This is a genomic window from Lujinxingia vulgaris, from assembly GCF_007997015.1.
GTDB lineage: Bacteria > Myxococcota_A > Bradymonadia > Bradymonadales > Bradymonadaceae > Lujinxingia > Lujinxingia vulgaris.
On the sequence record NZ_VOSM01000009.1, the window covers coordinates 107,224 to 131,697 of the forward strand.

Genomic DNA, 24,474 nt, shown 5'->3' on the forward strand with positions numbered 1-24,474 from the left:
GTGCTCAAAAGCCAGACCCGATTTGGAGATTTCACAATGGATTTGATGATGAAGACGACATCCCCCCACTCCCGCTTAAGTCCAACCTCAGTTGTCAGCGCGCTGGCTCTGACCCTCACACTGGCCGGATCTGTGATGACAGGCTGTGGCCAGGAGGGACAGCCCGCGGCCTCAGAGGAAGGCACAAGCGTGATGGCGGTCTCGCCAAATGGCTCCTACCTCATCCTGCGCTCCCACGTGCGGTTGATGCCTGCGGAGCTTGCGCAAGCGGCCAGCTTCACCCCCGAGACCATCGTCCTGCCCGATGCGTACGCCTCCCAGGCCTCGGCATGGACCGCCGGCACCATTCTTGTTGCGCAACGTGACACCGGATACTGGCGCCACGTGGAACGGACGGAACGCCGCGACGGTCAGCTGATCATTCACACCCGCGATGCCGAGTTTCTGGAGCTGATCGAAGAGGGGGATCTCCTCATCGAGATGGGAGCTAGCGATGATATCGGCCAGCACCGTGCAGCTCTTGAGCAAGAGTATATCGAAGACGCCGGAGGGGGAGGCGGCCGTGTTTACACGCCTAATCCCAGCCCGCCATCGGCCGGCGACGACACGACGGTCATCGACCTGGAGAACCTCAGCGGCACCCGGGGGCCTCGTTACTCCTACGACCTGGCCAGCACCCACGCCGGTGAGGTCTCCACCGCCGGCTATACCGTGGAGGTCACCCAGGGTCAGCTCGATGTGGATGTGACCTTCATCTCGCGAATGAAGATCGCCGCCGGGCAGATCGTGGAGGAAGAGACCTCGGCTCTGGCTCACGTTGACACCGATCCGCAGTGGCTGATCACATCGACAGGTGATCACGCCGACCGCCACGTCTTCAGACTTCATAGTGCGCACGGCTCTCAGCCGCTCTTCTCGTTTCTTCAGCGCAGCTTCTACTTCACCGGCGATCTGACGGTGGCCTACGATGTGCGAACCGAGGGCGACGCTGAGCTGACCGCCGGCTTCGTCGCCGAGGGTCATGCCTTCGCCGGTGTGTATTGCACCCAGCAGACAGGCGGCACCCAGAATTGCCGCGCCATGCAACGCGAGCCACGTTTCCAGGGCGTTCACGCCGAGGAGCGGGGCTATCAGACCCGGGGCGAAGGCGCGATCTCGTTTGACGCGCTCTTCGGTGTGAGCGCAGCGCTGGTCGATACTCCCAACGCCGCCACCGCCTCTCCGATCACCTCGCTTGAGCCCCTGCGCGTCAATTACAGAAGCACGATGACCATGCGGCCGCCTTACTGCCCCCGTTACGGCCGCCTGACGGTCAACGCCGGCGCTTCCAAGCCGGCGGTCTCCTCCCCGATTCGCTACACCAGCGAGTCGAGACGGCTCTTTGAACATAATGAGATCGTCTCAGACGCCCCCGGCTGCAGCATCAATGAGGGGGATGAGCCGCTCTACTGCGAACGAAATGCCGATTGTGAAGGTGATATGATCTGCTTCCGCGGAATCTGCGACGTCGCCGCTCCGATGCGCCTGGTTGCCGACTGGAGCGCCAACGCCGATCTCAACCTTTTTGTGGAGCTGCCCAGCCAGGAGATCCTCTCGGTGGCTAACCGGCGGGGAGCCGGAGGCAGCATCACGCTGGTCTCCAATGGTGGCGGCGAGTGTGAGGACTGCGGCATGTGCATCGGTGATCTGCGCGTTGACTGCGCCGCCGAGGAACCCACCGATGGCCAATGCCCGCAGGGATGCTCTCTTGCGTCCAATGGCCAGAGCTGTACCGGCGGGGTGGTTCGCTGCGGGGTCTTCGGTAAAGACGCCTGCGCCCAGGCCGACACCTGCCAGTGGAGCCCCCTCGGTGGCGGTCTTCCCCCCTACCTTGAGATCGCCACGGTCGACCATCCGGTCATCGATGGTGTCTACCGCGTCTGGGTGGAGAACACCTCCGGCCGGTATAACGGCAGCCCGGAGCCGGTTCAGTACGAGATCTCGATCTACGGACAAAACGAACAATCCGCTGCCCTGACCGGTCACGTCTCCGGTGTAGCGGGCTCGCGCTCACTGACCACGCTCTATCGCTACGGTGTCATCGAACAGAACGAGGAGTGCATCCCCGTCTACGATAGCCAGCTCTGCGAAGAAGCCGGCAACGCCTGCGGCGAATTCTCGGCGGTGGATAACTGCGGCGTCACCCGCGAGTCGGTCCACTGCGGCGCCTGCGACGTGGGGGTTCCCTGCCAGAACAACCAGTGCGTTTGCACCGAGCAAACGGATGCTCAGATTTGCGCATCCCGGGGCTACCAATGTGGCACCCGGGAGGTGATCGACAGCTGCAATAACACGCGCACGATCGACTGCGGAGGATGCTCCGAGGGTGTGACCTGCTCCGATCAGAACATCTGCTGCGGCGGTGGCGACTCCAACCCCGCTCAGGAGATCTGCAACGAGCCGGAGGACTTTGAGCGCACCGGCTGCAACTCCAGCTCCTGCGAGGAGCCTCCGGCGGACCTGGGATGCGGACTCGTTCGTCGACGCGACAGCTGCGGGGAGATGCAGGAAACCGACTGTGGAGGCTGCGCGATGTACGACGGCTGGTACTTTGCTGGTACCGATGAGAACGACGTCCTCCAGGACTGCGGCAACCGCAGCGTCTGCAGCTACCATCTCTACGAGTACCGCGAGTACTCCTGCACCAGCGAGAAGTGCCGCTACAACGTCACCAATCACGAGACTCGCCTGGTGGGATGCGAGGCCTGCCCCGATCCCTTCATCGGCCCATGGACCAGCTGTGACGACTTTGACGGAACCTGTGATCAGACCGGCTCGCGCACGCGCAATCACTACGACTTTGATTGCTCGCTGCCCCCGAACACCAGCATGACCGCCTACGTGAACTCGCTGACGGCCAACGCCATCAACCCGGACTTGGATCTTGCCAACTACCCGGTGGCTGTCTGTGAGGGGGAGGTGGTCCAGGTCGAGCCGGGCGTCTGCTCTCGGAACACCCAGGGCGCCACCTGCCCCGGGGGAGGCATGTGTGTCTTTGGTGAGTGTCTTCAGAATGAGTGCAACATCGTCAATATGGAGTGCTCCGGCAACAATGATCAAAGGTGTCGAAGCGTCTCCGTAGCCTCGGCGTCTCGACTCACCTGCATCGACGAGGACGAGTGCTACATCGACGACGACTGCAACGTGGGCAATAGCTCCCAGGATCCTGAGCGCGTGTGCAGCGTCTCGGGCGACTCCAACCCTCAACGCGTCTGCGTGGAACCGAACAGTGGCGGCGCTGCCGTCGGCCAGAGCTGTTCGACGCATTCGCAATGCGAGCAGAACCATTGCCGAAACGGGGTCTGCACCATTCCCTGTCGCTCGCAGTACGACTGCTCCTCCTACGGGATGAACTGTGAGGCGGAGGTCTACGGCAATGAGGCCTTCAACATCTGCGTGCCGAACGGCTAATCCCGTCCGGGGTCGGCCGGATGCGACCGCCCCGGCTCCTCATCACAGCGCGGCCCCCAACCGGGGTCGCGCTGCTTCCGCCTTCATCACACCTCAGGCCCCCAGGGTTATGTGTAAGGACCGAACCCCATGATTCAGAAGACGTTTCAAAATCGACTCGCGATGAGCCTCGTGGCGCTCAGCATGGCGCTGAGTTGGGCATGTGGCGGCTCCACCGTCGAGATCGACAACCGCCAGAATGAAGACGACCAAGATTACGAAGAGATCGACCCCCAACTTCGTGCATTTGCCGACGAGGTGCGCCGTGCGGAGTGCCAGGTGCTCTTCAACTGCTGTGATGCGCGCGAGCGCATCGAGCGCCTGGGCATCTCCTACAGTGAGGAAGAGTGCCTGACCAACGCCGGTCTGCTGCCCTCCGGACTCGGGTTGGCGATGCTCAATGAGGCGATCGTCTCAGAGCGCATCGTCGTCGACTGGGATGCTGCCGATATGTGCGTCAACGCCTTCACCACCCAGTCCTGTTCGGAGTTCACCGAGCGGGAGGCGATCCGTACGACGCTGCCGGGTTGTCGCCAGATGTTGATTCCTCAGAGCGAGAACGGCGACGAATGCATCCTCGATGAGGAGTGCATCAGCGGCTACTGCCACCGCAATGTGTTCGAGGAGGACGCCGCCGACGTCTGTGCTGAGATGAGCGGCGTGGGCGACGATTGCTCCATGAGCTCGTGCCCGACGGGCACCTTCTGCGATAGCATCGACTACACCTGCAGACAGACGCTTCGCGCCGGTTCCAGTTGCTACCGCGCCCAGGAGTGTCGCTCCGGACGCTGCGATCCCAACGAGCAGGGTGAGCTTCGTTGCTCGGAGGTCGCCCCGATCTGCCAGGGCGACTGAGGGCGCCATCGACGAGACGCTCAAAGGGTAGCGACGTCGGCTTATCTTCGCTTCCGACAAAAGCCCCCCGGCGCGCTGCGCGCGCCGGGGGGCTTTTTACTCTGGCGCCCCTTTGAATTGACCGACGCACCTGCCGCCTTACGTTCTAGGCGTAAGAAGTCAACTCGCCGTAGGCAAGACCGCGCAACATCGCGTTCTGGCCCTACTTCTGCCCCCCTAAGCCCGGAGGTACGCAATGTTGTGGTGGGCACTCGCGTTCTTTGTCGTCGCAATCATCGCCGCTGTGCTCGGATTCGGCACGCTGGCCTCGGCTGCGGCTACCGTCGCTCAGATCGTCTTCTACATCGCCCTGGCGATGCTGGTCATCTCCCTCTTCGTCTACCTCTTTCGTGGCGCGCGGGGCAGCGCACTTACGTAGCACCGCGTCCCGAGCCATCATTCCTAAAAAGAAGGCGACGCCCCGGGGGGCGTCGCCTTTTTCGTATTGCATACCTCGCCAGAAGTAGCGCTGTCGATCAGTTGCCGGATGCCCAGCGCGTCAGCCACTGCCCGAGTTGAGGTTGATCGCGCAGACGCCCGAGCTCCGCGGCACGCGGACCGCTGGCGAAGAGCGGCACCATATTCCCCGAATGCGGCCCGCCCATCTGCACGCGGCGTGCGACCTCCTGGACGATCCAATCATATTGAAGCGTCATCGTCGGCGCCCCGAACTCCCCCTGAAGTTCCGTCGCAGCGAAGCCCTGCGCGTTTGTGAGCCCCTCTGTGGCCACCGGAAGGGCAATCCCCTCAAAAGGTCCCCCGCAGGCGCTCATCACGCCACAGTGGCCGCTGTGGTAGCCGTAGTGGTTATCGAGCACCGAGAGGGTGTGATCGTGATCAGAGGTCGCAATGACCAGGGTGTCGCCCTCGCTTTCAGCAAAGGCCAGCGCCCGGGCGACGGCTGCATCAAAGTCGGCGATCTCGGCCAGTAGACCCTCGCCGCGGTCCAGGCCGTGCAGCGCCCAGTCGATCTGCCCGCCCTCCACCACCAGGAGAAAGCCCGCTTCGTCCTGGTGGAGGTAGTCGAGCGCGCGCTCAGTCATGGCCTCAAGCGTCGGGGCGCCGGGGTTGTCGGCGCCGCGCTCCGCGGCGGGCGGAAGCCCCTCATCGGCGAGCACCACGAGGTGCGGCTGGCCGGCGGCAAGGCGCTCGGGAAGCTCGGTGCTCACGGCATACTCCTGCGCGCGCAGCGCATCGAGGTGCGAGGTGCGGAAGTAGCGCGCCCCACCGCCGATGGCCACGTCGACGCCGTGGCTTCGCCCCAGACGCTGACCGAAGGTCAAAAAGTCGCCGGCGATGGCGGCCTCCTGCGCGCGCGACGCCCGGTGCGCAAAAAAGGCAGCCGGCGTGGCATGGGTCAGAGAGGTCGTCGTCACGATCCCGGTGCGTTTCCCCTTAAGCGCTGCCTCAGCCAGGGCGGAGCGCACGGGCAGCAGGTCGCCACCGGCGGTCGCCGGCGCCATCCCCACCACACCGACCCGACTGCGACGCCCGCTGGCAATCGCCGTGGCACTCCCCGCCGAATCGTTCACAAGGCGATCCAGCGCATGCGTCGCCATCAGCGCGCGGTGCTCCATCGAGAGCGTTGCCAGTTCGCCGCGGCTGTAGAGCCCGGCGCTCAAAGACGCCAGCCCCAGCCCATCGCCGACCAGCAGGATCACGTTCTTCGGGCGCGGCTCCGGGCCCGCACTGCCCGGCTGCCTCGCAGCTTCGTCATCGGGTGCGGCCGCCAACTTCTGAAGTGTCGCCCCGAGCTGTGCGTTATCGCGCGCGGCGGCCACCTCAGCGGCCGCCGGACCCTCGGCAAAGATCGGAACCATCACCGCAGTATGCGAGGCGGAGTAACGCCGCGAGCCATCCCAGAACGCCCGGCTGCCCACCGACATAAACCCGAACGAAGTCGTCATCCGTGGGTCGGCAGATTCCACCGGCCCGAAACGTCCGACGCGAGGCAGAGGGTGATGCACCACCGAGGGGGGGAGAGGTTCATCATGCGCCGAAACATCGTAGTCATCCGGGAGCGTCATCCGGTAGGCGCGCTCCTCGCCGCCGAGCAGCATCATGTAGCGCGAGGCATAGGGCGGATCGAGCACACTCATGCCCCCGGTCTCATGATCGGCGGTCACCACCACCAGCGTGTCGGTGCGCTCGCGGGCGTAGCCAAGGGCGTGGGCCACCGCCCGGTCCATGTCCAGCGTCTCAGACACAACGCCCGGGCCATCCAGATCGTGGCCGGCCCAGTCAATCTGAGAGCCCTCCACCATCAGCACATAGCCCTGGGGCGATTCGCGATCGAGCACCTCAATGGCAACCTTCACCATCTCTTCGAGCGACATCGCCCGCTCCCCGGAGCTTGCAGAGGGCATGTCCGAGCGGTGCATCAACCCCAGCAGAGGACCTTGCCCCCCGCTGGCCGCGCGCACCTCGTCGGCACTGCGCGCAACGGTATAACCCTCAGCCTCAAACTCGGCGAAGAGGTCGCGCTTGTCGGCGCGCTCTTCAAAGAAACGCGTGCCGGCACCGAGCATCACCGCGGGCTTGTAGCGCAGGTAATCCAGCGCAATATCGTCATACTGGCCCCGGTTGCTGCGATGGGCCGCAAAGGCCGCAGGCGTGGCATGCGTAATGCGGCTCGTCGCGATCAAACCGGTCGCCCGCCCCGCTGACGCCGCCGCGCCAAAGAGGGTCGAGAGCTGGTGCTCTGGCTCGCTCTCCTGCTCGCGTGTCGTGCCGGGACGAACCGAGACCCCTTCAAAGTGCGTCTTATGACCGGTGGCGATCGCCGTGGCGCCGGCCGCCGAGTCGGTGGTGAGAAACTCGTGCTCGTGGGTCGTCATAAACCCCACGTCCGGCATGCTCAGCATCGACAGCGGCTCGCTCTGTGCGTACGACGCCGCCGTTACCGCGGCGTGCCCCATCCCGTCACCGATAAAGACGATCATCCGAGAGGGGCGCGCCTGATAGTTCACGCGATCGGAGACCGGAAAGTCGGCAGGACTGATTGGCGCTGGCCCGGCTTCCATCACCTGTTTCGAGAAGCCTTCGCCAACCGCCGAGCTATCGGCGGAGCTGTTCGGCGTTGACTGACACGCGACCAACGCCGCAGTCGCACACACGAGCCACCTGATATCGAACTTCATCGCTGACCTCATTCGCCTGCACATGCGCAGGCGTCGCCGAGGACCGGCACGCCCGCAACCTACGAGGGACTTCCTAAGCGAAATCCACCCCGGGCACAATTGAGCACAGGTGACGCGATCGTGACAGCTCTATTAGCGCACGGCCACACGCGCCCCGGGCGTTGCGACGAGCCGGGTCAGCACGGCCTCCGGTGCCGGCACGCCACTGAGCTCCGCGAGCTCGTGTGCCAGGGATGCATCCACCCGCTGAGGAGAGAGCAGGATGTAAGTCGCAAGCGCCTCGACCCGCTCCACCGCAGACCCCGGACGATCGACGAACTGACGTCGGTAACGCTCAAAGCCCGTCAGCAGCTCATCTGCCACGCCCTCGGCAAGCGACGCTTCAAAGAGCTCACCGAGCACCGCCGCCCGCGGCAGGGGATCTCGCCGCGCGCGCAGATCGATCACCGGCTGCGCACTGTGTCGAAAGCTGACCTCCCGCTCGGCGACATCCACACTGCCGATGTGCTCAAATGCCAAAGCAGGCGCGTCGATGACCACGTCGTACGTGGCCGCCAACTCCGCCCACTGCGCCACCACCTCGTAGCTGTGCATCGAATACACCGCCTCCAGGAGCGTAGGCGCGATGCGCTGCAGTTCGAGATACTCCCGCTCTACCCGGTAGCGCGCGTCGATCATGTCTTCATGAAGACGGCTCAGACGCTCCTCCTCCCTCTCAATCCCCATCGACGAGAGCGAGGTCGACATCCCCTCGCGCTTATCCTTCCGAAACTCCCGACGGTACTCATGGAGCTCATGTTCGGACTTTGCGATGTCACGCTCCAGGCGCACGACATACGACTCCGCCTCGATGAGCTCATCACGCTGCGAGAGGTACGCCGGGTTCGGAACTTCACGCGTGCCCGACTGATACTCTTCGCTCCGCTGCTCAACTTCCTCCCATCGCTCCACGCGAGGCTCACTCCCCTCCAGGCTCATGACCGCCTCAAACTGATACTGCCGGGCATCCGCACCGAACCCGATCGCCGCAAAAGGCTCCCGCGCACGCAGCGTCTCCTCCACGCTGGAAGCCCGATCCCCACCCACCTGTTGCGCCACCACCGCCCAGCCATGCTGCACACGCACCTGGCGTGCAAAGCCCTCCGGCTCCCCCACCGGTGACGGAGCACCACTTATTAAAGACTGCGCCATCGCGCCATAGAGCGCAGCGCTTGCCAGGCGACCACCGCTGGCCGCGGCCCGGGAACGCTCTACGAGTTCCTCAGACCACTGCCCCTCAAGCTCATCGACACGATGGGAAAACACCCGATACCCCTTGCCGAATGCCCCGGGATGCGAATTCGCCACAAACTGCGCCTGATCGAGAATGGCCAGCGCATTGGCCAGGCGCCCCCCCACCCTGGACCGCTCCACCAGCGTGAGCACGGACGACTCAACCTGCGTTACAACCCTCCGCTGAAGATCCTCGGAGAGCACAAGCCCCAGCACCTCATCGGCCCGCTGGAGCGCCGGCCCCACGCGCCCTTCCCCGTCGACAGCGGCCCGGAGCCTCTCAGTCGCATCGTCGGCGAGCAAGCGCTCCGCCTGACGCGCCCGAGCGAGGGCCTCCTCGGAACCCGGCCGAGCAACCTGCGCATCGCGATACGAGCGCAGCGCCGCCTCGTAATTGCCCCGCTCGAAGTACTCGTCACCATGCTTAATCGAGCGACCGTGGGCGCACCCCACACCGAACACAAGCAGCGCGATGCTCCCCAGCCGAAAAAGTGCCCGTGTCCACATCATAGCGTCCTCAACCGTGGTAGCCGATCGGAGCGCACACCACGCCCCTGCCCTGCATATCTGACGAAATCGAAGCCGATATCTTCAAAATGACCCACGAAACCACGCCACAAAAAAAGCCGACCCCCGAGAAGGGGGTCGGCTTTCAACACTTCAGTCGATCAGGAAACCGAATCAGGCTTCGGCTTCTTCTTCGCCTTCGTCGGTGACGAACTGATCGCGAATGTGAGCCGGGTAACGCAGCGCTTCGGTGTTCTCAAGGGTGGCACCCACCCAGGAGATACGCGAAATCGGAGCGTTGTCGCCCTGGCGGTTCCCGATCTTGACGATACGGGTGTAGCCGCCCTGACGCCCGGAGATATCGTCGCGCTGAGCCAGGTCGTCGATGAGCTTGGAGACGAGCTCCTTATCACCGAGACGCGCCAGGAGCTGACGACGAGCGTGAAGGTCGCCGCGCTTGCCCAGGGTGATCATCCGGTCGGCCACACGACGAAGCTCTTTGGCTTTCGTGTCGGTCGTCTGGATCATCTCGTAACGGATCAGACTCTTGGCCAGGTTGTTGAAGAGCGCCTTACGGTGGGAGGTCTCCCGGCCGAAGCGCCGTGCATTTACTTTATGTCGCATCTTATTCCTCTCGCGCTTGCGGCATCTCGCCGCGCTTCGCCCGATTCAGCTCTCAGCTGCCTTCGGCCGTCTTCTTATCCAACTCTTTCGGAGGCCAGTTTTCGAGCTTGGTACCAAGCTCCAGGCTCATCCGCTCGAGGATCTCTTTGATCTCTTTGAGCGACTTACGCCCAAAGTTCTTCGTCTTCAGCAGCTCAGCTTCCGTCTTCTGAACCAGGTCACCGACAAACTTGATGCCGGCGGTCTGCAGACAGTTGAAGCTGCGAACCGAGAGCTCCAGATCTTCGATGGGCTTGAGAAGATTCTCGTTAAACTCGGGAGTCTCCTCTTCAACCACCTCCGGCGGCTCGACGGTCTCATCGAAGTTGATGAAGATCGCAACCTGCTCTTTGAGAATCTTGGAAGCGTACGCCACCGCGTCCTCGGGCAGCACGCTGCCGTCGGTCCAGACCTCAAGGGTGAGCTTGTCGTAGTCGGTACGCTGGCCGACACGCGCGTTGGTGATCTGGTAGTTCACCTTGCGAATCGGGCTGAACAACGCATCGATCGCGATATCGCCCAGGCTGTCGTCTTCCGACTTGTTCTCATCGGCCGGCACATAGCCGCGGCCCGAACCGACGGTAAGCTCCATGCGAAGCTTGCCGTTCTCGCCAACGGTCGCGATGTGGTGGTCGGGGTTAAGGACCTCCACGTTATGGCCGGTCTGGATATCGGCGCCGGTCACTTTGGCCGGTCCTTCCACATCGATCGTCACCACCTGGGACTCATCGCCATGCAGCTTCAGGCGAAGTTCCTTGAGGTTGAGGACGATGTCGGTGACATCCTCCTTAACCTCGGGCAGGCTGGTGAATTCGTGCAACGCTCCGTCGATCTTGATCTTGGTCACCGCCGCGCCAACGATGCTGCTCAGGAGAATCCTCCGCAGCGCGTTGCCGATGGTGATGCCGTAGCCACGCTCGAAAGGCTCACACACGAACTTGGCGTACGTGTCGGTCTTTGAGCGCTGATCGATCTCAACTTCGCGAGGTTTAATCAGGTCGCGCCAGTTTCGATACATTTCCATTGCCTCCGCACCACAGAATCATCAACCAGCGGGCCCCAACGCGCGGGGCGTGGGGCCCGAGTGCATCCACCTTACACCGAGTCTTTCGATCAGACGCGGCGACGCTTGGGCGGACGACACCCGTTATGCGGCAAGGGGGTCACGTCACGGATCACGGTGACCTTGAGGCCAGCCGACTGCAACGAGCGCAGCGCGGACTCACGACCCGGGCCCGGGCCCTTGAGGTAAACCGCAACCGACTTCAGCCCGTGCTCCTGGGCTTTGCGCGCGGCGTCTTCCGCGGCGATGCCGGCGGCGTAGGGCGTCGACTTACGCGAGCCCTTGAAGCTACGCGAACCGGCGCTCGACCACGACAGGGCGTTGCCCGAGGTGTCGGTCAGGGTGACGATGGTGTTGTTGAAGGTCGCGTGAATATGCGCGATGCCGTTCTGGACATTCTTGCGTACGCGACGCTTGGTTCGTTGTTTCGGCTTTGCCATGATCTCATTCTCCTTCGCCCGCCGGTCCGCTCAACGCCGTAAAGGGCCGCTCGCGCGGCCATCTCTACGACGCGACGCTCACCTGAATCGGTGCGATCGTCGTTTCTTTTATCGCTCTAAAGTTTAGCGCTTCTTGCGAACCATCGCGCGGCGCGGGCCACGGCGGGTACGGGCGTTGGTGCGGGTACGCTGACCACGCACCGGGAGGCCCCGGCGGTGACGCAGACCGCGGTAGCAGCCCAGATCCTTGAGACGCTTGATGTTCATCTGGACTTCACGACGCAGGTCACCTTCAACCTGGTAGCCACGCTCGATCACTTCGCGAATTCGCCGCACTTCCAGCTCATCGAGCACATCGGTGCTCGTGGACGGATCGACCTCGGCTTTCTCCAGGATCTCTTTGGCCAGCGTGTGGCCGATCCCGTAGATGTAGGTCAGGGCGATATCGACGCGCTTTCGGCGCGGCAGGTCAACACCAGCAATACGTGCCACGTTTTTCTCCTATCGAACTCTTTTAAATCCGCCGCCTCAAGAGCGCCTCATACATAAGGGAGGCCCCGGCGTCGCGAATGTTGATTAGCCTTGCCGTTGCTTGTGGCGGGGGTTCTCGCAAATCACGCGAACCACGCCTTTGCGGCGGATGATCTTGCACTTGTCACACATGGGTTTGACCGAGGGACGTACCTTCATCGTCGACTCCTTTCGTGGCCTGTCTATGGGCCTTCAATCCCAGCGACACGCACCCCGGATGTCGGAGCGCGCGGCTGCGTAAATTATTTCTCGCGGTAAACGATTCGGCCGCGGGTAAGATCGTAGGGAGAGAGCTCCACGGTCACCGTGTCTCCGGGCAAGATCTTGATAAAGTGCATACGCATTTTACCGGAGATGTGTGCCAGAACCTGGTGGCCGTTCTCCAGCTCAACACGAAACATCGCGTTGGGGAGTGGCTCGATGACTTTACCCTGTACCTCAATGGCTTCTTCTTTCGCCATAGAATCGTTTCCTCGATGATGAACTTATGATCTCAACATGCCCGCAACGGGCGCACTTCACCCTCGCAACCGGGGCATGGCAAGGGGGCGTTTCATACACAGTGCCCTGTGGGAAGTCAAGCCCCACACAGCGCATGATCACCACCCCTGCTCTCGCCGGATCCTCCAGATGCCACATGGCGAGAGAATCCGGGTGGAGCGAGGAGTGTTGATCTTTATCCGATCACTTCCGCGATCGCGTCGTGGACCTCTTCCGGCGACTGCTCGCCATCGATCGCCACCAGCGCGCCGATCTCTTGATAGAACGCGATCAGCGGAGCTGTCTGAGCGTGGTAGCCCTCCAGACGCTTCTTGATCGCCGCCGGCTGATCGTCATCACGCTTGATCAGCCCCTGATATCCGCAGGCATCGCAGACATCCGGGGTGGCCGGCGGGTTGAACATCTCGTGATACACCGCACCGCACGAGGGGCAGCTGATTCGACCGCCGAGACGACCGATCACGGCCTCATCGCTGACGACGATATTGAGCACCGCATCGAGCTCAATGCCCATCTGCTGCAAGGCCTCGGCCTGAGCACGGGTGCGGGGGAAGCCATCGAGGATAAATCCCTGACTGGCGTCATCCTCGTCGAGGCGATCGCGGACAATGCCGATCACCACCTCATCGGGCACAAGCTGACCGGCGTCCATATAGCGCGCCGCCTCTTTGCCCATCTCCGTTCCCTTGCGCCGCGCTTCTCGCAGCATATCGCCGGTGGAGATATGCGGGATGCTCTTCTCAGTGGCGATCCGCTTGGCCTGGGTGCCTTTGCCGGCCCCGGGGGGGCCCAGCATCATAAGTCGTCTCTTCGACATACGTTCCTCGTAGGGCTCAATATGAGCGCGCTTTACCGGGGCGCAAGCGAACAAACCCACCGCATGCGGTGGGTTTGTTCGTTCAGCGCAACGCCCCGAGAGGCGCTCAGGTGTTTTCGGGCTCATCCAGGGTACGTCCCTTAATGCGGGAGCTACCCTCGGCCGAACCGGGCCGCGCGCCGAAACCTTCATAGTGGCGCGTGATGAGATGGTTCTCAATCTGACCGACCGTATCCAGACCGACGACCACCAGAATGAGCAGGCTGGTTCCACCGAAGTAGAAGTTCACGCCGAGCTCATCGATGAGGAAGTAAGGCAGGACGCAGACCGCAGCCACGTAAATGGCGCCGGCGGTGGTCAGTCGCGTCAGAAGCTGATCGATGTACTCCGCAGTCTTCTTGCCGGGGCGAATGCCGGGCACGAAAGCGTTGGACTTCTTCAGGTTATCGGCGATGTCCATCGGGTTCACCTGGACGGCCGTGTAGAAGTAGCAGAAGAAGATGATCAGAACGACGTAGATCAGGTTGTAGCGCCAGTCGCCAGGAACGAGCACGGTCTGAATGAACTGACCGATGGGATGATCCTGGAAGTAACTGGCGATGGTGGTCGGGAAGATCAGCAGCGACATGGCGAAGATCGGCGGGATAACGCCGGCCATGTTCACCTTGAGCGGCAGGTGGTGTGCCTGCCCCCCGTAGATCTTACGCCCGACCATACGCTTGGCGTACTGAAGCGGGATGCGACGCTGCGCGGTCTCCATCAAGACGATGAAGGCCGTCACGCCGATCGCCACCACCAGCAGAATACCCACCGTGAAGGTGCTCATCGCGCCGGTCGTGTACTGCGTATAGGTCTGGAAGAGCGCGGTGGGGAAGGAGGCGATGATCGCGCCGGTAATGATAAGCGAGATCCCGTTACCAATACCCCGCTCAGTGATCTGCTCACCGAGCCACATCACAAACACCGTGCCCGCGGTCAGCGTCAACACAGTCAACAGACGGAAAGGCCACCCGGGCGAGACCAGCAGGCCTAGCTCCGGGTTGGAGTTGTGCATGTTCTCCAGGTAGAGCGAGATGCCGAAACCCTGGATGATCCCCAGAACCACCGTACCGTAGCGGGTGTACTGAGTGATCTTCTTACGCCCCGACTCCCCTTCTTTCTTAAGACGCTCGATGGCCGGAACGACCACCTGCATCAGCTGAAAGATAATGGAGGACGAGATGTAGGGCATGATCCCGAGCGCGAAGATGCTCATCATCTCCAGCGCGCCGCCGGTAAAGAGGTTTACAAGGCCCAGAAGCCCACCACCGTCGCCCGACATCATCTCGGACATCGACCCTCGGTCGACACCGGGAACGGTAATGAACACGCCGATCCGATAGATCGCCAGGAGCCCCGCCGTAAAGAGCAACCGCCGACGCAGCTCAGGGATCTTCGGTATATCTCGAAACTTACCTGCCACGTCAGATAACCTCTACGCTGCCCCCGACGCCTTCGATCGCCGCTTTCGCGGACTTGCTGAACTTGGTGGCTTTGACCGAAAGCTTCTTGGTCAGTTCACCGTTGCCCAGGATCTTCACGCCGTCGAGGTTTCGCTTGACCAGGCCCTTGGAACGCAACGACTCGAGATCGACGGTATCGCCGTCCTCAAAGACGCGCTCAAGGTCCTGAAGATTGATGATGGTGTAGTGCTTCTCGAAGGGGTTGGAGAAACCGACCTTCGGCAGGCGCCGATGGAGCGGAGTCTGACCACCCTCGAAGCGAGCATGCACCGAACCACCGCTGCGGGCTTTCTGGCCCTTCTGACCCTTACCGGCGGTTTTGCCGAGGGTGGAGCCATGACCGCGACCGACACGCTTGCGCTTTCGGTTCGCCCCTTTGGGGGCTTTAAGGTTGGTGAGATCAGTCATGATTATTCCTCAATCGTTTCCACGGTCACCAGGTGCTGGACCTTGGCGATCTGGCCACGGGTGGTGGGATGATCGGTAACGACCACGCTGTCGCGAATCTTGCGCAGTCCCAGGCTATGTACGTTGGCGCGCTGACGCTCGGTTTTACCGGCGAGGCCACGCACCAGAGTGACTTTAAGCTGAGCCATGGTGTGCTCCTATATCGAACGCACAGTGCAAATCAAGCGCACCGGCGATCGGCTCATGGGTGGGGGTGAGAGCGGCCGCGCGGCGCGATGGTTTGCATCGCGCCACGCGGGACTCTCTACCCGAATCAGGCGCTGGCTTCTTCGCTGACATCCTGACCGAGACGGCGGCGGTAATCATCCGGATCGCTGAGCTGCTTGAGGGCGTCCATGGTGGCCCGCACGACGTTGTGCGGGTTGTTGGAGCCCAGGCTCTTGGAGAGGATGTTGCCGACACCGGCAAGCTCGAGGATGTAGCGCACCGCCCCACCGGCGATGATACCGGTACCGGCGCTGGCCGGACGAAGGAGCACGCGACCGGAGTTAAAACGGCCCAGCGCTTCGTGGGGAATGGTGCCATCGAGAAGCGGCACGGTGATCATGGATTTGCGGGCCTGCTCGTTCGCCTTGCGGATCGCCTCGGGGACCTCATTGGCCTTACCGTGTCCAACCCCAACGCGACCGTCGCCGTCGCCGACGACCACAATCGCGCCAAAGCTGAATCGACGGCCGCCCTTGACGACTTTCGAGACTCGGCTGATGGCGACGACCTGATCACGGAGATCCGAGTCGGCGCTTCTTCTACGTCGTCCTTGTGCCACAGTGCCTCCCTATCAGAACTGGAGGCCCGCTTCGCGGGCCCCCTCGGCCACCGCCGCGATGCGACCGTGGTAGATGAATCCGTTGCGATCGAAGACCACCTGATCGATGCCCTTCTCGAGGGCACGCGCGGCAAGAAGCTTACCCACTTCTTTGGCCTGGGCGGTCTTGTCGAGCTCGGACAACTCCGAGCGCTTCTCTTTATCGTTGCTGCCAGCTGCGGCGAGCGTGCGGCCGTCGATATCATCGACAAGCTGCGCGTAGATGCCGGAGTTGGAGCGGAACACCGTCAGGCGCGGACGCTCGGCGGTACCCGTGATCTTCTTGCGAATGCGACGCTTGCGGCGAAGCCGGTTGCTCGCTTTATCGCTCTTACTAAGCATGATGAGACCTCTTCAGTGAACCCTTCGCCCGGAGGCGAGGGGGTGCGATTAGGCGCCGGACTTGCCAGCCTTACGACGGATGATTTCGTCGCTGTACTTGATGCCCTTGCCCTTGTAGGGCTCCGGCTTACGCAGGCCACGGATCTTGGCTGCAACCTGACCGAGCAGCTCTTTGTCCACGCTCTCCAGCGTCAGTTGCGTCTGACGCTCGATGGTGGCGCTGACCGAAGCGGGCAGCTCGAACATGATCGGGTGGCTGTAGCCCAGGTCGAAGCGAATGAACTGACCGCGCTGTTCGGCACGGTAGCCAACGCCGTTGATCTCCAGCGAGCGCTTGTAGCCCTCGGAGACGCCTTCGACCATGTTGGCGACCAGGCTGCGCACAAGGCCCTGGAAGCTGCGGGCGGTGCGGCCCTCATCGCGACGCGAGATGATGATCTCACCATCTTCGATCTTCACTTCCACTTCCTGGCTGAGCTCACGGCTCAACTCGCCCTTGGGGCCTTTGACCAGGATCGTGTGACCGTCGAGTTTGACGTCGACTTTCTCCGGGATGGTTACCGGCTGTTTACCAATTCGACTCATTTTATTCTCCCGAGGTCAAAGGCTCAGTAAACGGTGCAGAGCAGCTCACCGCCGACCTTGGCCGCGCGGGCGTCGGCGTCGGAGAGCACACCACGCGAGGTGGAGAGCACCGCCAGGCCGAGGCCATTGAGCACGCTGGGGATTTCACCGACACCGACGTAGACGCGGCGAGAGGGCTTGCTCACTCGCTTAAGCGAGCGAATCATGCCGACTTCATCCTTGTCGTAGCGAAGCGTGACGACGAGCTTGCCCTGGGGGCCCTCATCGAGGCGCTCCACGCCGCCGACGTAGCCGCGATCGGCCAGGATCTGGATGACCGCGTACTTCAGGTTGCTGGCGGGCATCTCCACCGTGGCGTGACCGGCCTGCTGGCCGTTACGAATACGGGTGAGCATATCCGCTACCGGATCTTGCACCACTCCCATGATCACTCCTTGTTCGGTCCGGTTCCTCTCGCTCACAGGGTTGCAGGCTTAGTGGAAGCCCGCAGACGCGGTGAGGATGAGAGGCCTTTACCGAAGTGTGCGGCGAGGTTGAAGCGACCACCTTTGGCCGAATCCCTCGTCGCGAGTTCTGGTTAACTTACCAACTGGCCTTCGTCACACCCGGGAGCTCGCCGCGCAGGGCAAGTTCACGGAAGCAAATCCGGCACATGTCGAACTTACGAAGGTACGCCCGTGAGCGACCGCAGCGGGGGCAGCGGTTGTACTCGCGCACGGCGAACTTCGCCTTCTTCTTCGATTTTTCTACAAGAGCTTTGCGTGCCACACGTATCTCCGCGTGTCGGGCCGAACCAAACGATTGGGAGCGCGCGGCCTCGGCCGGCCAACGCGCTCACAGTGCTTACTTGCGGAAGGGCATGCCCAGCTTGCGCAGCAGAGCCAGGCCCACTTCGTCGTTCTCCGCGCTGGTGACGATCGTGATGTTCATCCCGCGGATCTTGTCGACCTTATCGTAGTCGATTTCCGGGAAGATGATCTGCTCACGCACACCGAGCGAGTAGTTTCCGTGGCCGTCGAACGACTTGGGGCTGATGCCCTTGAAGTCGCGAACACGGGGAAGCGCAACGTAGATCAGGCGCTCAAGAAATTCCCACATACGCTCACCGCGCAGGGTGACTTTGACGCCGATCGGCATCCCTTCGCGCAGCTTGAAGGTCGCAATGGAGCGACGAGCGCGAGCGACGACGGGCTTCTGGCCGGTGATGATGGCCATCTCGGCGGCGGCACCTTCGATGATCTTGGAGTTCTGGACGGCTTCGCCCAGGCCCATGTTCACCGAGACTTTCTTGATGCGCGGAACCCTCATCGGGTTGGAGAAGGTGTGCTCCTCCATCAGCGCGGGGACGATCTCATTACGGTACTTCTGTTCCAAAAACGCCATTTTGGGTTCTCCATCGCTGGCAGGTTTCTGTACCACCAGCCTAAAACGGTTTTCTCACCCGGGGAGCAAGCGCAGAAGCGCTTGAAGAGCCCCGGAGGTTGGCGCCTCACACAAAAAAGACGATGAAGACGATCTTCATCGCCGTACAGAGGGCGCCCTACTTAACGAACGCGCCCGGATGTGTCAAGCGCAACGAGCGCCCCCGGATCTCGGGGACGCTCGCTGTGAAAGATCTTACTCGAAGACTTCTTCGGTCTTGGTGCTGTAGCGCACCTTCTTGACCTGGGCGCCTTCGTCACCGCCGAAGCTGGCGACAGCGTCGCGCTTGGTGGTGAAGAGCTCACCGTCCTTGCCACGCCAGCGAGCGCTGGTGCGAATCGCACCGCCCTTCTTCTCGCTGTAGAGCGCGACGTTGGAGGCGTCGATCCAGTTTTCGATGTCAATGCGCGCGCCAGCTTCCCCTGTGATGGGGTTGGGCTTGCGGTGCTTGACCATCATGTTGCGGCGAGCCACCTTCACCTTGCCGTTCTTGCGATCGACAGCGATCACTTCGCCGGTAAGCGAGCGATCCTTTCCGGTGAGGATGATCACCTTATCGTTTTTCTTTACCTGCATCTCAATCTCCCTCTTCCCGCGCCGGGACGCCGGCTGGCAACCCTTCAGAGGACTTCGGGCGCCAGGCTGACGATGCGCATGTATTCGCGGGCGCGCAGCTCGCGGGCCACCGGCCCAAAGATACGAGTGCCCACCGGCTGATTCTGGTTATCGATGATGACCGCCGCGTTGTCGTCGAAGCGGATGTAAGTGCCGTCGGGACGTGCGATCTCTTTCTTGGTACGCACGACGACAGCGCGCTTGACGTCGCCCTTCTTCACTTTGGAATTGGGCAGCGCTTCTTTGACCGACACGATGATGGTGTCGCCGATCGAAGCGTAGCGACGCTTGGAGCCGCCCAGCACTTTGATGCACTGGACTTCACGCGCGCCGGAGTTGTCCGCGACGCCGAGTCGGGTTTGCATTTGAATCATGACCTACCTCGTCCGTCGAGGCCGCGCCTGGCCCTCGCACAGTGTGTGAGAGGGCCGGGTTGGCGGCGCTCAATAGAGTACTCCCTGGGGGGATTAGACCGCCGGGGCGCGCTCGATGATTTGCTTAACTCGCCAGCGCTTGTGGCGCGACATGGGACGAGTCTCTTCAATGAGGACCTTGTCGCCGATGCCACAGTCATTGGTCTCATCATGCACTTTGTACTTGAGACGCTCTTTGACGTACTTCTTGTACTTGGGGTGCATGTAGCGACGAATGACGGCGACGACGACCGTCTTATCCATCTGGTTGCTTACGACGTGACCGACGCGCGTTTTGCGCTGGCCGCGTTCGGTTGCCTGCTGTTCCGCTTCCATTTCTTGCTCCTAAACTTGGTACGCGTCGACGACGCGATCAGCCCTGACGCTCACGAAGGAGAGTCTCAACCCGGGCGATGTCGCGACGCGTCTGGCGCAGCTGGCTGGTCTGCTGGAGCTGACCGGTGTAGTGCTTCAGACGCATACGGAAGAGGTCATCGCGAAGCTGACCGGCCAGTTCACGCAGTTCCTGTTCGTTCTTTTCACGCAGTTCTGCGGATTTCATAGCACTTCTCCTCGCACGACGAACTTGGTCTTGATCGGGAGCTTGTGACCGGCCAGGCGGAACGCCTCTTTGGCCATGTCAGCAGGCACACCGTCCATTTCGTAGAGGACTCGGCCCGGTTTGACGAGCGAGACCCACATCTCAGGCGAGCCTTTACCTTTACCCATTCGGGTCTCGGCGGGCTTGCGGGTGATGGAGCGGTCGGGGAAGACGCGGATCCAGATTTTCCCACCACGGCGAATGTGACGGGTCATGGCGATACGCGCCGCCTCGATCTGACGGGCGGTCAGACGGCCGGGCTCCAGGGCGATCATGCCGTACTCGCCGAACGAGACGGTGCTGCCGCGGTAGGCCTTGCCTTTGGTACGCCCTTTGTGTGGCTTACGCCACCGGACGCGCTTGGGACTAAGCATTGTAGGACTCCTTGATATCCATCTATGGCGTCGGACCGCCCTGTTTAAGGGCGGTCCAGTGACGCATCAGCGTTCGAGAACTTCGCCTTTGTAGATCCACACTTTGATACCGATGATACCGTAGGTGGTCTTGGCTTCGGCGGTGCCGTAATCGATATCGGCGCGCAGGGTGTGAAGCGGGACCTGACCTTCGAGGTACCACTCACGGCGACCCATCTCCGCGCCGCCCAGGCGACCGGCGGCGTTGACGCGGATGCCCTTGGCACCGAACTTCATCGTGGTCTGCACGGCCTTCTTCATCGCGCGGCGGAAGCTGACACGACGCTCCAGCTGCTGGGCGATGGATTCGGCGACGAGCTTGGAATCGAGCTCGGCCTTACGGACTTCCTGAATGTTGACGAAGACTTCGCCTTCGGTCTTCTTCTGAAGTTCGTTTTTAAGGCCTTCGATACCGGCGCCACGCTTACCGATAAGGATACCGGGCTTGGCGGAGTGGATGGTCACCTTGACCTTGTTGGCCAGGCGCTCAATGTCCACCGAGCTGATGCCGGTCGAGCCGAGGTTTTTGTTGATGTAGTTTTTGATCGCGAGATCTTCGTGGAGCCACTTGGCGTAGTTCTTCTCCTCGTACCACTTGGAGCTCCAGGGGCGAATGATCCCCAACCGAAATCCCGTAGGATGTACTTTTTGACCCAAAATCGACCTCCTGAGACCGTGTGGGACCTGGCGACGCGTTAGACGCGGGGCTGCAGGACCACGGTGATTTGACTGGTTCGCTTGTTGATCCGGGTCGCTCGACCCTGAGCGCGCGGCATGAAGCGGCGCAGCGTGGGGCCTTCGTTGACGTAGGCCTGAGCGACGTACAGATCGTCGGTGTCCCAGTCGAGCTGTTCGCTGTTCATCACATTGTGAATCGCCGACTCAATGAGGTTGGCGACCAGCGGGGCGGCCTTCTTGGGCGTGAATTGCAAGATCTGCAGCGCCTCTTCGACCGGCCGGTTACGGACCAGGTCGACGACGATGCGCGCCTTGCGCGGCGCGATGCGAATGTTCTGTGCGGACGCCTGGTTCGCACGATGCGTCTTTTGTTTTGGTTTGCTCATGGCAAAAACTCAACTCGATGAGCCGCCGCCTGTGCCCTTGAGAGCGGGCAGCGGTCGACGGGAAACTTTGATCTCGTGACGGGGAAGCGCGTCTTAGAGAGGGCCGAGGCGGAGAGACTCCGCCGCGGCGACCCGCTTAGCGACGACCCTTGGCTTTGCGATCGGCGGCGTGCCCGTAGAAGGTACGGGTAGGCGCGAACTCACCGAGCTTATGCCCGACCATATTCTCGGTCACGAACACGGGGACAAACTCTTTGCCGTTGTGGACGGCAAAAGTCAAGCCGATGAACTCGGGCACGATCATGGAGCGGCGGCTCCAGGTTTTGATCGCACGGCGGTCGCTGGTTTCACGAGCGCGGGTGACTTTACGCTGAAGCCCGGTGTCGACAAAGGGCCCTTTTTTGACTGAACGTGGCACGATCTATCTCCTTGGCGCAGTGTGTGCCCGACCGGCCGGCGAGTGACTCGCCGGCGTGGGGCGAGCGGTTTACTTGCGCGACTTACGACGCTTGACGATGAACTTGTCGGTGCGCTTGTTGCTGCGCGTCTTCTTACCCTTGGTCTTCTGGCCCCAGGGGGTCACCGGGTGGCGACCACCGGAGGTGCGGCCTTCACCACCACCGTGGGGGTGGTCGACCGGGTTCATGGCGACGCCACGAACCGAGGGACGGAAGCCCTTCCAGCGGGTGCGACCGGCCTTACCGAGCGAGGTGTTCTCGTGCTCGCGGTTGGAGACCGCGCCCACGGTGGCCCGGCAGGTCATCAGGACCTGGCGGATCTCGCCGGAGGGAAGACGCAGAAGCGCGTACTTGCCTTCTTTGGCCATCAGCTGGGCCCAGGTGCCCGCGGAGCGAGCCATCTGGCCACCCTTGCCCGGGCGCAGTTCCACGTTGTGGATGACCGTACCGGTGGGGATGTAGCGCAGACGCAGGGAGTTGCCGGGCTTGATGTCGGCATGCGCGCTGGAGACGACCGTGTCACCGACCGCAAGCTTCTGCGGGGCGATGATGTAGGCCTTCTCACCGTCAGCGTAGTGGAGCAGCGCCAGGTAGGCGGTGCGGTTGGGATCGTACTCGATCGCGGCGACTTTCGCCGGCACACCGGTCTTGGTGCGCTTGAAGTCAACCTGACGGTAGCGGCGCTTGTGGCCGCCGCCGCGGTGGCGGACCGTCATGTGACCGGACTGATTACGGCCGCCGGAGCGGGTAATCTTCTCGGTGAGTGCCTTCTCAGGCTTGCTCTTGGTGATCACTTCTTTGGAATCCGGAAGACGCAGGAAGCGCCGTCCCGGAGACGTGGGGTTAAACTCTTTCATGGCCATCGTTATACCTGCCTTCTAAAACGCGATTGCGATATCCTGGCAATTGGACTCAAAGCAACGGGTCGGGGGTCGATTAGACCTCACCGCCGGCTTCGGTCCCCTCGAGCGCGTACAGGTCGATGGTCTGACCGTCGGCTACCGTCACGATCGCCTTTTTGAAGGCGGCGCGGCGTCCGAGGCTTCGTCCCACACGCTTGGGCTTGCTGGGCATCACCAGAGTGTTGACCTTGACAACGTCGACGCCGAAGATTTTCTCGACGGCCTGGCGAATCTGGTACTTGTTCGCTTTGCGGTCGACGCGGAACACGTACTGGTTGTGTTCAGCCAGCTGGGTGGTCTTCTCGGTGAGCGCCGGGCGAATGATGATGTCGTAGAGGTTGGTCATGACTGCAATGCCTCCTGGAGTTGCTCGACGGCGCTGCGCGAGAGAATCACGTAGTCATAACGCAGGATATCCTCAACGTTGAGGCCCTCAACAGCCAGGTACTTGGCTTCCTTGAGGTTGCGCACCGACAGGCGAAGATTATCGTTGTGGGTGACCGAGTTATCGCCTTCATTGCGCGAGGTCACATCGACAACCAGGGCGCGGGGCGCTTCCAGGTTGCTCAACGTCTCGATGGCGAGCTTGGTCTTGATCTGGGGGAGTTCCCAGTTGTCCACGACTTTGAGCTGCCCCTTACCCAACTTCATGCTGAGCGCGGAGCAGAGGGCGGCGCGACGCTTCTTCTTGGGCATCGCGTAGCCGTAGTCACGGGGCTGGGGGCCGAAGACGGTGCCACCGCCGACCCAGTGGGGCGCGCGGGTGGTACCCTGGCGGGCGCGGCCGGTGCCTTTCTGGCGCCAGGGCTTGCGACCACCGCCGCGGACCTGGCCGCGGGTCTTGGTCTGGTGGGTGCCGGCACGGCGCTTGGCACGCTGCCAGTTGACCACTTCCCAGAACAAATGCTCACGAACCGGAACACCGAACACGCTCTCAGCGAGCTCGATCTCTCCGGTCGCCTTGTTCTTCAAATCGACGACTTCAATTTTCATAACTTCTCCTGCGCCGCCCTGACTAAGGCTCGGACGGGCGAAAGAGTGGGTCCATGGTCGCCCGCCCCGCCCTGCTCACAACGAGCGAAGGGAGGTTCAGGAGACCGGCTTTAGTACAAGATCGCGTTAAGGCGGACCTGCCGAGGCCCACCCAAAGGCGCGATCAGGTCTTGATTTCGACGTCCACGCCCGCAGCGAGATCCAGGCGCATCAGAGCGTCGAGCGTCTGCTGCGTCGGATCGAGGATGTCGAGAAGGCGCTTGTGGGTGCGCATCTCGAACTGCTCGCGAGACTTTTTGTCGATGAAGGGGCTACGCAGGACCGTCCAGCGGTTGATGCGCGTGGGAAGGGGTATGGGCCCCGCAACGCGCGCACCGGTGCGCTTAGCCGTCTCTACGATGTCGGCAGCCGACGCGTCGAGCAGCTTGTGGTCGTACGCCTTCAGCTTGATTCGAATCTTCTCATTCGCCATGTCACAAACCTCGTCGACTGACCTGAGGACTTCAGGCCAGAAAGTGCGAAACCCAGCGGTTAGCGCAAAATTCAAGGCTCCCTCACCGGCAGCAGCTGCCGT

Annotated in this window: 33 protein-coding genes; 3 read left to right on the forward strand and 30 right to left on the reverse strand. The window is 62.1% G+C overall.

What is annotated here, in order from left to right; translation table 11 throughout:
* Window positions 1-48: 48 nt before the first annotated feature.
* From FRC98_RS16345 to FRC98_RS16355, 3 genes are all read left to right on the forward strand, one after another.
* On the forward strand, window positions 49-3,450 hold the full coding sequence (locus tag FRC98_RS16345; protein ID WP_146982521.1) for a hypothetical protein: 3,402 nt from the start codon (window positions 49-51) through the stop codon (window positions 3,448-3,450).
* Window positions 3,451-3,579: 129 nt separating this feature from the next.
* Complete coding sequence (locus FRC98_RS16350) at window positions 3,580-4,344, forward strand: hypothetical protein (RefSeq protein ID WP_146982522.1); 765 nt, start codon at window positions 3,580-3,582, stop codon at window positions 4,342-4,344.
* Between the two features lie 235 nt (window positions 4,345-4,579).
* On the forward strand, window positions 4,580-4,762 hold the full coding sequence (locus FRC98_RS16355) for a DUF1328 domain-containing protein (RefSeq protein ID WP_146982523.1): 183 nt from the start codon (window positions 4,580-4,582) through the stop codon (window positions 4,760-4,762).
* 97 nt (window positions 4,763-4,859) lie between these two features.
* Here the strand turns inward: FRC98_RS16355 and FRC98_RS16360 are convergent, their stop codons facing one another.
* The 30 genes from FRC98_RS16360 to rpsJ form a co-directional block, all read right to left on the reverse strand.
* Window positions 4,860-7,523, reverse strand: coding sequence for an alkaline phosphatase (locus FRC98_RS16360; RefSeq protein ID WP_230467697.1), 2,664 nt, complete (start codon window positions 7,521-7,523; stop codon window positions 4,860-4,862).
* A 132-nt stretch (window positions 7,524-7,655) separates the two neighbouring features.
* Window positions 7,656-9,305 carry a hypothetical protein gene (locus FRC98_RS16365; RefSeq protein WP_146982525.1) on the reverse strand — a complete coding sequence of 550 codons (1,650 nt, stop codon included), beginning with the start codon at window positions 9,303-9,305 and terminating at the stop codon, window positions 7,656-7,658.
* Between the two features lie 171 nt (window positions 9,306-9,476).
* Window positions 9,477-9,926, reverse strand: coding sequence for a 50S ribosomal protein L17 (rplQ, locus tag FRC98_RS16370; RefSeq protein ID WP_146982526.1), 450 nt, complete (start codon window positions 9,924-9,926; stop codon window positions 9,477-9,479).
* Window positions 9,927-9,978: 52 nt separating this feature from the next.
* On the reverse strand, window positions 9,979-10,983 hold the full coding sequence (locus FRC98_RS16375) for a DNA-directed RNA polymerase subunit alpha (protein ID WP_146982584.1): 1,005 nt from the start codon (window positions 10,981-10,983) through the stop codon (window positions 9,979-9,981).
* Window positions 10,984-11,078: 95 nt separating this feature from the next.
* Window positions 11,079-11,468 carry a 30S ribosomal protein S11 gene (gene rpsK / locus FRC98_RS16380; protein ID WP_115604691.1) on the reverse strand — a complete coding sequence of 130 codons (390 nt, stop codon included), beginning with the start codon at window positions 11,466-11,468 and terminating at the stop codon, window positions 11,079-11,081.
* A 123-nt stretch (window positions 11,469-11,591) separates the two neighbouring features.
* On the reverse strand, window positions 11,592-11,960 hold the full coding sequence (gene rpsM, locus FRC98_RS16385) for a 30S ribosomal protein S13 (protein WP_146974713.1): 369 nt from the start codon (window positions 11,958-11,960) through the stop codon (window positions 11,592-11,594).
* An 84-nt stretch (window positions 11,961-12,044) separates the two neighbouring features.
* Window positions 12,045-12,158, reverse strand: coding sequence for a 50S ribosomal protein L36 (gene rpmJ / locus FRC98_RS16390; protein WP_111728196.1), 114 nt, complete (start codon window positions 12,156-12,158; stop codon window positions 12,045-12,047).
* An 83-nt stretch (window positions 12,159-12,241) separates the two neighbouring features.
* Complete coding sequence (gene infA / locus FRC98_RS16395) at window positions 12,242-12,460, reverse strand: translation initiation factor IF-1 (RefSeq protein ID WP_111728197.1); 219 nt, start codon at window positions 12,458-12,460, stop codon at window positions 12,242-12,244.
* Between the two features lie 215 nt (window positions 12,461-12,675).
* Window positions 12,676-13,317, reverse strand: a complete 642-nt coding sequence (locus tag FRC98_RS16400) for an adenylate kinase (RefSeq protein ID WP_146982527.1) — start codon at window positions 13,315-13,317, stop codon at window positions 12,676-12,678.
* A 106-nt stretch (window positions 13,318-13,423) separates the two neighbouring features.
* Window positions 13,424-14,779: a preprotein translocase subunit SecY gene (gene secY, locus FRC98_RS16405; RefSeq protein ID WP_146982528.1), complete on the reverse strand. Its 1,356-nt coding sequence runs from the start codon at window positions 14,777-14,779 to the stop codon at window positions 13,424-13,426.
* 1 nt (window position 14,780) lies between these two features.
* Window positions 14,781-15,227, reverse strand: coding sequence for a 50S ribosomal protein L15 (gene rplO / locus FRC98_RS16410; RefSeq protein WP_146974716.1), 447 nt, complete (start codon window positions 15,225-15,227; stop codon window positions 14,781-14,783).
* A 2-nt stretch (window positions 15,228-15,229) separates the two neighbouring features.
* Window positions 15,230-15,415 carry a 50S ribosomal protein L30 gene (rpmD, locus tag FRC98_RS16415; RefSeq protein ID WP_115604701.1) on the reverse strand — a complete coding sequence of 62 codons (186 nt, stop codon included), beginning with the start codon at window positions 15,413-15,415 and terminating at the stop codon, window positions 15,230-15,232.
* Between the two features lie 125 nt (window positions 15,416-15,540).
* Window positions 15,541-16,053 (reverse strand): 30S ribosomal protein S5, encoded by a 513-nt coding sequence (gene rpsE / locus FRC98_RS16420; RefSeq protein WP_146982529.1) that lies wholly within the window; start codon window positions 16,051-16,053, stop codon window positions 15,541-15,543.
* 12 nt (window positions 16,054-16,065) lie between these two features.
* Window positions 16,066-16,434 (reverse strand): 50S ribosomal protein L18, encoded by a 369-nt coding sequence (gene rplR / locus FRC98_RS16425; RefSeq protein ID WP_146982530.1) that lies wholly within the window; start codon window positions 16,432-16,434, stop codon window positions 16,066-16,068.
* A gap of 48 nt (window positions 16,435-16,482) precedes the next feature.
* On the reverse strand, window positions 16,483-17,019 hold the full coding sequence (gene rplF, locus FRC98_RS16430; RefSeq protein ID WP_146982531.1) for a 50S ribosomal protein L6: 537 nt from the start codon (window positions 17,017-17,019) through the stop codon (window positions 16,483-16,485).
* Between the two features lie 23 nt (window positions 17,020-17,042).
* Window positions 17,043-17,444, reverse strand: coding sequence for a 30S ribosomal protein S8 (gene rpsH, locus FRC98_RS16435; RefSeq protein ID WP_230467698.1), 402 nt, complete (start codon window positions 17,442-17,444; stop codon window positions 17,043-17,045).
* Window positions 17,445-17,601: 157 nt separating this feature from the next.
* Window positions 17,602-17,787 carry a type Z 30S ribosomal protein S14 gene (locus tag FRC98_RS16440; protein WP_111728205.1) on the reverse strand — a complete coding sequence of 62 codons (186 nt, stop codon included), beginning with the start codon at window positions 17,785-17,787 and terminating at the stop codon, window positions 17,602-17,604.
* 75 nt (window positions 17,788-17,862) lie between these two features.
* On the reverse strand, window positions 17,863-18,402 hold the full coding sequence (gene rplE / locus FRC98_RS16445) for a 50S ribosomal protein L5 (RefSeq protein ID WP_146974720.1): 540 nt from the start codon (window positions 18,400-18,402) through the stop codon (window positions 17,863-17,865).
* Between the two features lie 234 nt (window positions 18,403-18,636).
* On the reverse strand, window positions 18,637-19,017 hold the full coding sequence (rplX, locus tag FRC98_RS16450; RefSeq protein ID WP_146974721.1) for a 50S ribosomal protein L24: 381 nt from the start codon (window positions 19,015-19,017) through the stop codon (window positions 18,637-18,639).
* Window positions 19,018-19,061: 44 nt separating this feature from the next.
* Window positions 19,062-19,430 (reverse strand): 50S ribosomal protein L14, encoded by a 369-nt coding sequence (gene rplN / locus FRC98_RS16455; RefSeq protein WP_115604713.1) that lies wholly within the window; start codon window positions 19,428-19,430, stop codon window positions 19,062-19,064.
* Window positions 19,431-19,523: 93 nt separating this feature from the next.
* Window positions 19,524-19,805 (reverse strand): 30S ribosomal protein S17, encoded by a 282-nt coding sequence (rpsQ, locus tag FRC98_RS16460; protein WP_146974722.1) that lies wholly within the window; start codon window positions 19,803-19,805, stop codon window positions 19,524-19,526.
* Window positions 19,806-19,842: 37 nt separating this feature from the next.
* Window positions 19,843-20,031 carry a 50S ribosomal protein L29 gene (rpmC, locus tag FRC98_RS16465; RefSeq protein WP_115604717.1) on the reverse strand — a complete coding sequence of 63 codons (189 nt, stop codon included), beginning with the start codon at window positions 20,029-20,031 and terminating at the stop codon, window positions 19,843-19,845.
* On the reverse strand, window positions 20,028-20,444 hold the full coding sequence (gene rplP / locus FRC98_RS16470; protein ID WP_146974723.1) for a 50S ribosomal protein L16: 417 nt from the start codon (window positions 20,442-20,444) through the stop codon (window positions 20,028-20,030). Before rplP ends, rpmC begins: the two co-directional genes overlap by 4 nt.
* 66 nt (window positions 20,445-20,510) lie before the next feature.
* Window positions 20,511-21,140, reverse strand: coding sequence for a 30S ribosomal protein S3 (gene rpsC, locus FRC98_RS16475; RefSeq protein ID WP_146974724.1), 630 nt, complete (start codon window positions 21,138-21,140; stop codon window positions 20,511-20,513).
* Window positions 21,141-21,178: 38 nt separating this feature from the next.
* The gene (rplV, locus tag FRC98_RS16480; RefSeq protein WP_146974725.1) at window positions 21,179-21,547 is read right to left on the reverse strand and encodes a 50S ribosomal protein L22; all 369 of its coding nucleotides are present in this window, start codon (window positions 21,545-21,547) and stop codon (window positions 21,179-21,181) included.
* A gap of 136 nt (window positions 21,548-21,683) precedes the next feature.
* Entirely contained in the window at window positions 21,684-21,965 is a 282-nt protein-coding gene (gene rpsS / locus FRC98_RS16485) for a 30S ribosomal protein S19 (RefSeq protein ID WP_146982532.1), read from the reverse strand.
* Between the two features lie 69 nt (window positions 21,966-22,034).
* Window positions 22,035-22,868, reverse strand: a complete 834-nt coding sequence (rplB, locus tag FRC98_RS16490) for a 50S ribosomal protein L2 (RefSeq protein ID WP_146982533.1) — start codon at window positions 22,866-22,868, stop codon at window positions 22,035-22,037.
* 73 nt (window positions 22,869-22,941) lie between these two features.
* Complete coding sequence (gene rplW, locus FRC98_RS16495; RefSeq protein WP_127781020.1) at window positions 22,942-23,253, reverse strand: 50S ribosomal protein L23; 312 nt, start codon at window positions 23,251-23,253, stop codon at window positions 22,942-22,944.
* Complete coding sequence (gene rplD / locus FRC98_RS16500; protein ID WP_146982534.1) at window positions 23,250-23,900, reverse strand: 50S ribosomal protein L4; 651 nt, start codon at window positions 23,898-23,900, stop codon at window positions 23,250-23,252. The genes rplW and rplD overlap by 4 nt, the downstream gene beginning before the upstream one ends.
* A 163-nt stretch (window positions 23,901-24,063) precedes the next feature.
* Window positions 24,064-24,372 carry a 30S ribosomal protein S10 gene (gene rpsJ / locus FRC98_RS16505; protein ID WP_115604733.1) on the reverse strand — a complete coding sequence of 103 codons (309 nt, stop codon included), beginning with the start codon at window positions 24,370-24,372 and terminating at the stop codon, window positions 24,064-24,066.
* Window positions 24,373-24,474 lie beyond the last annotated feature (102 nt).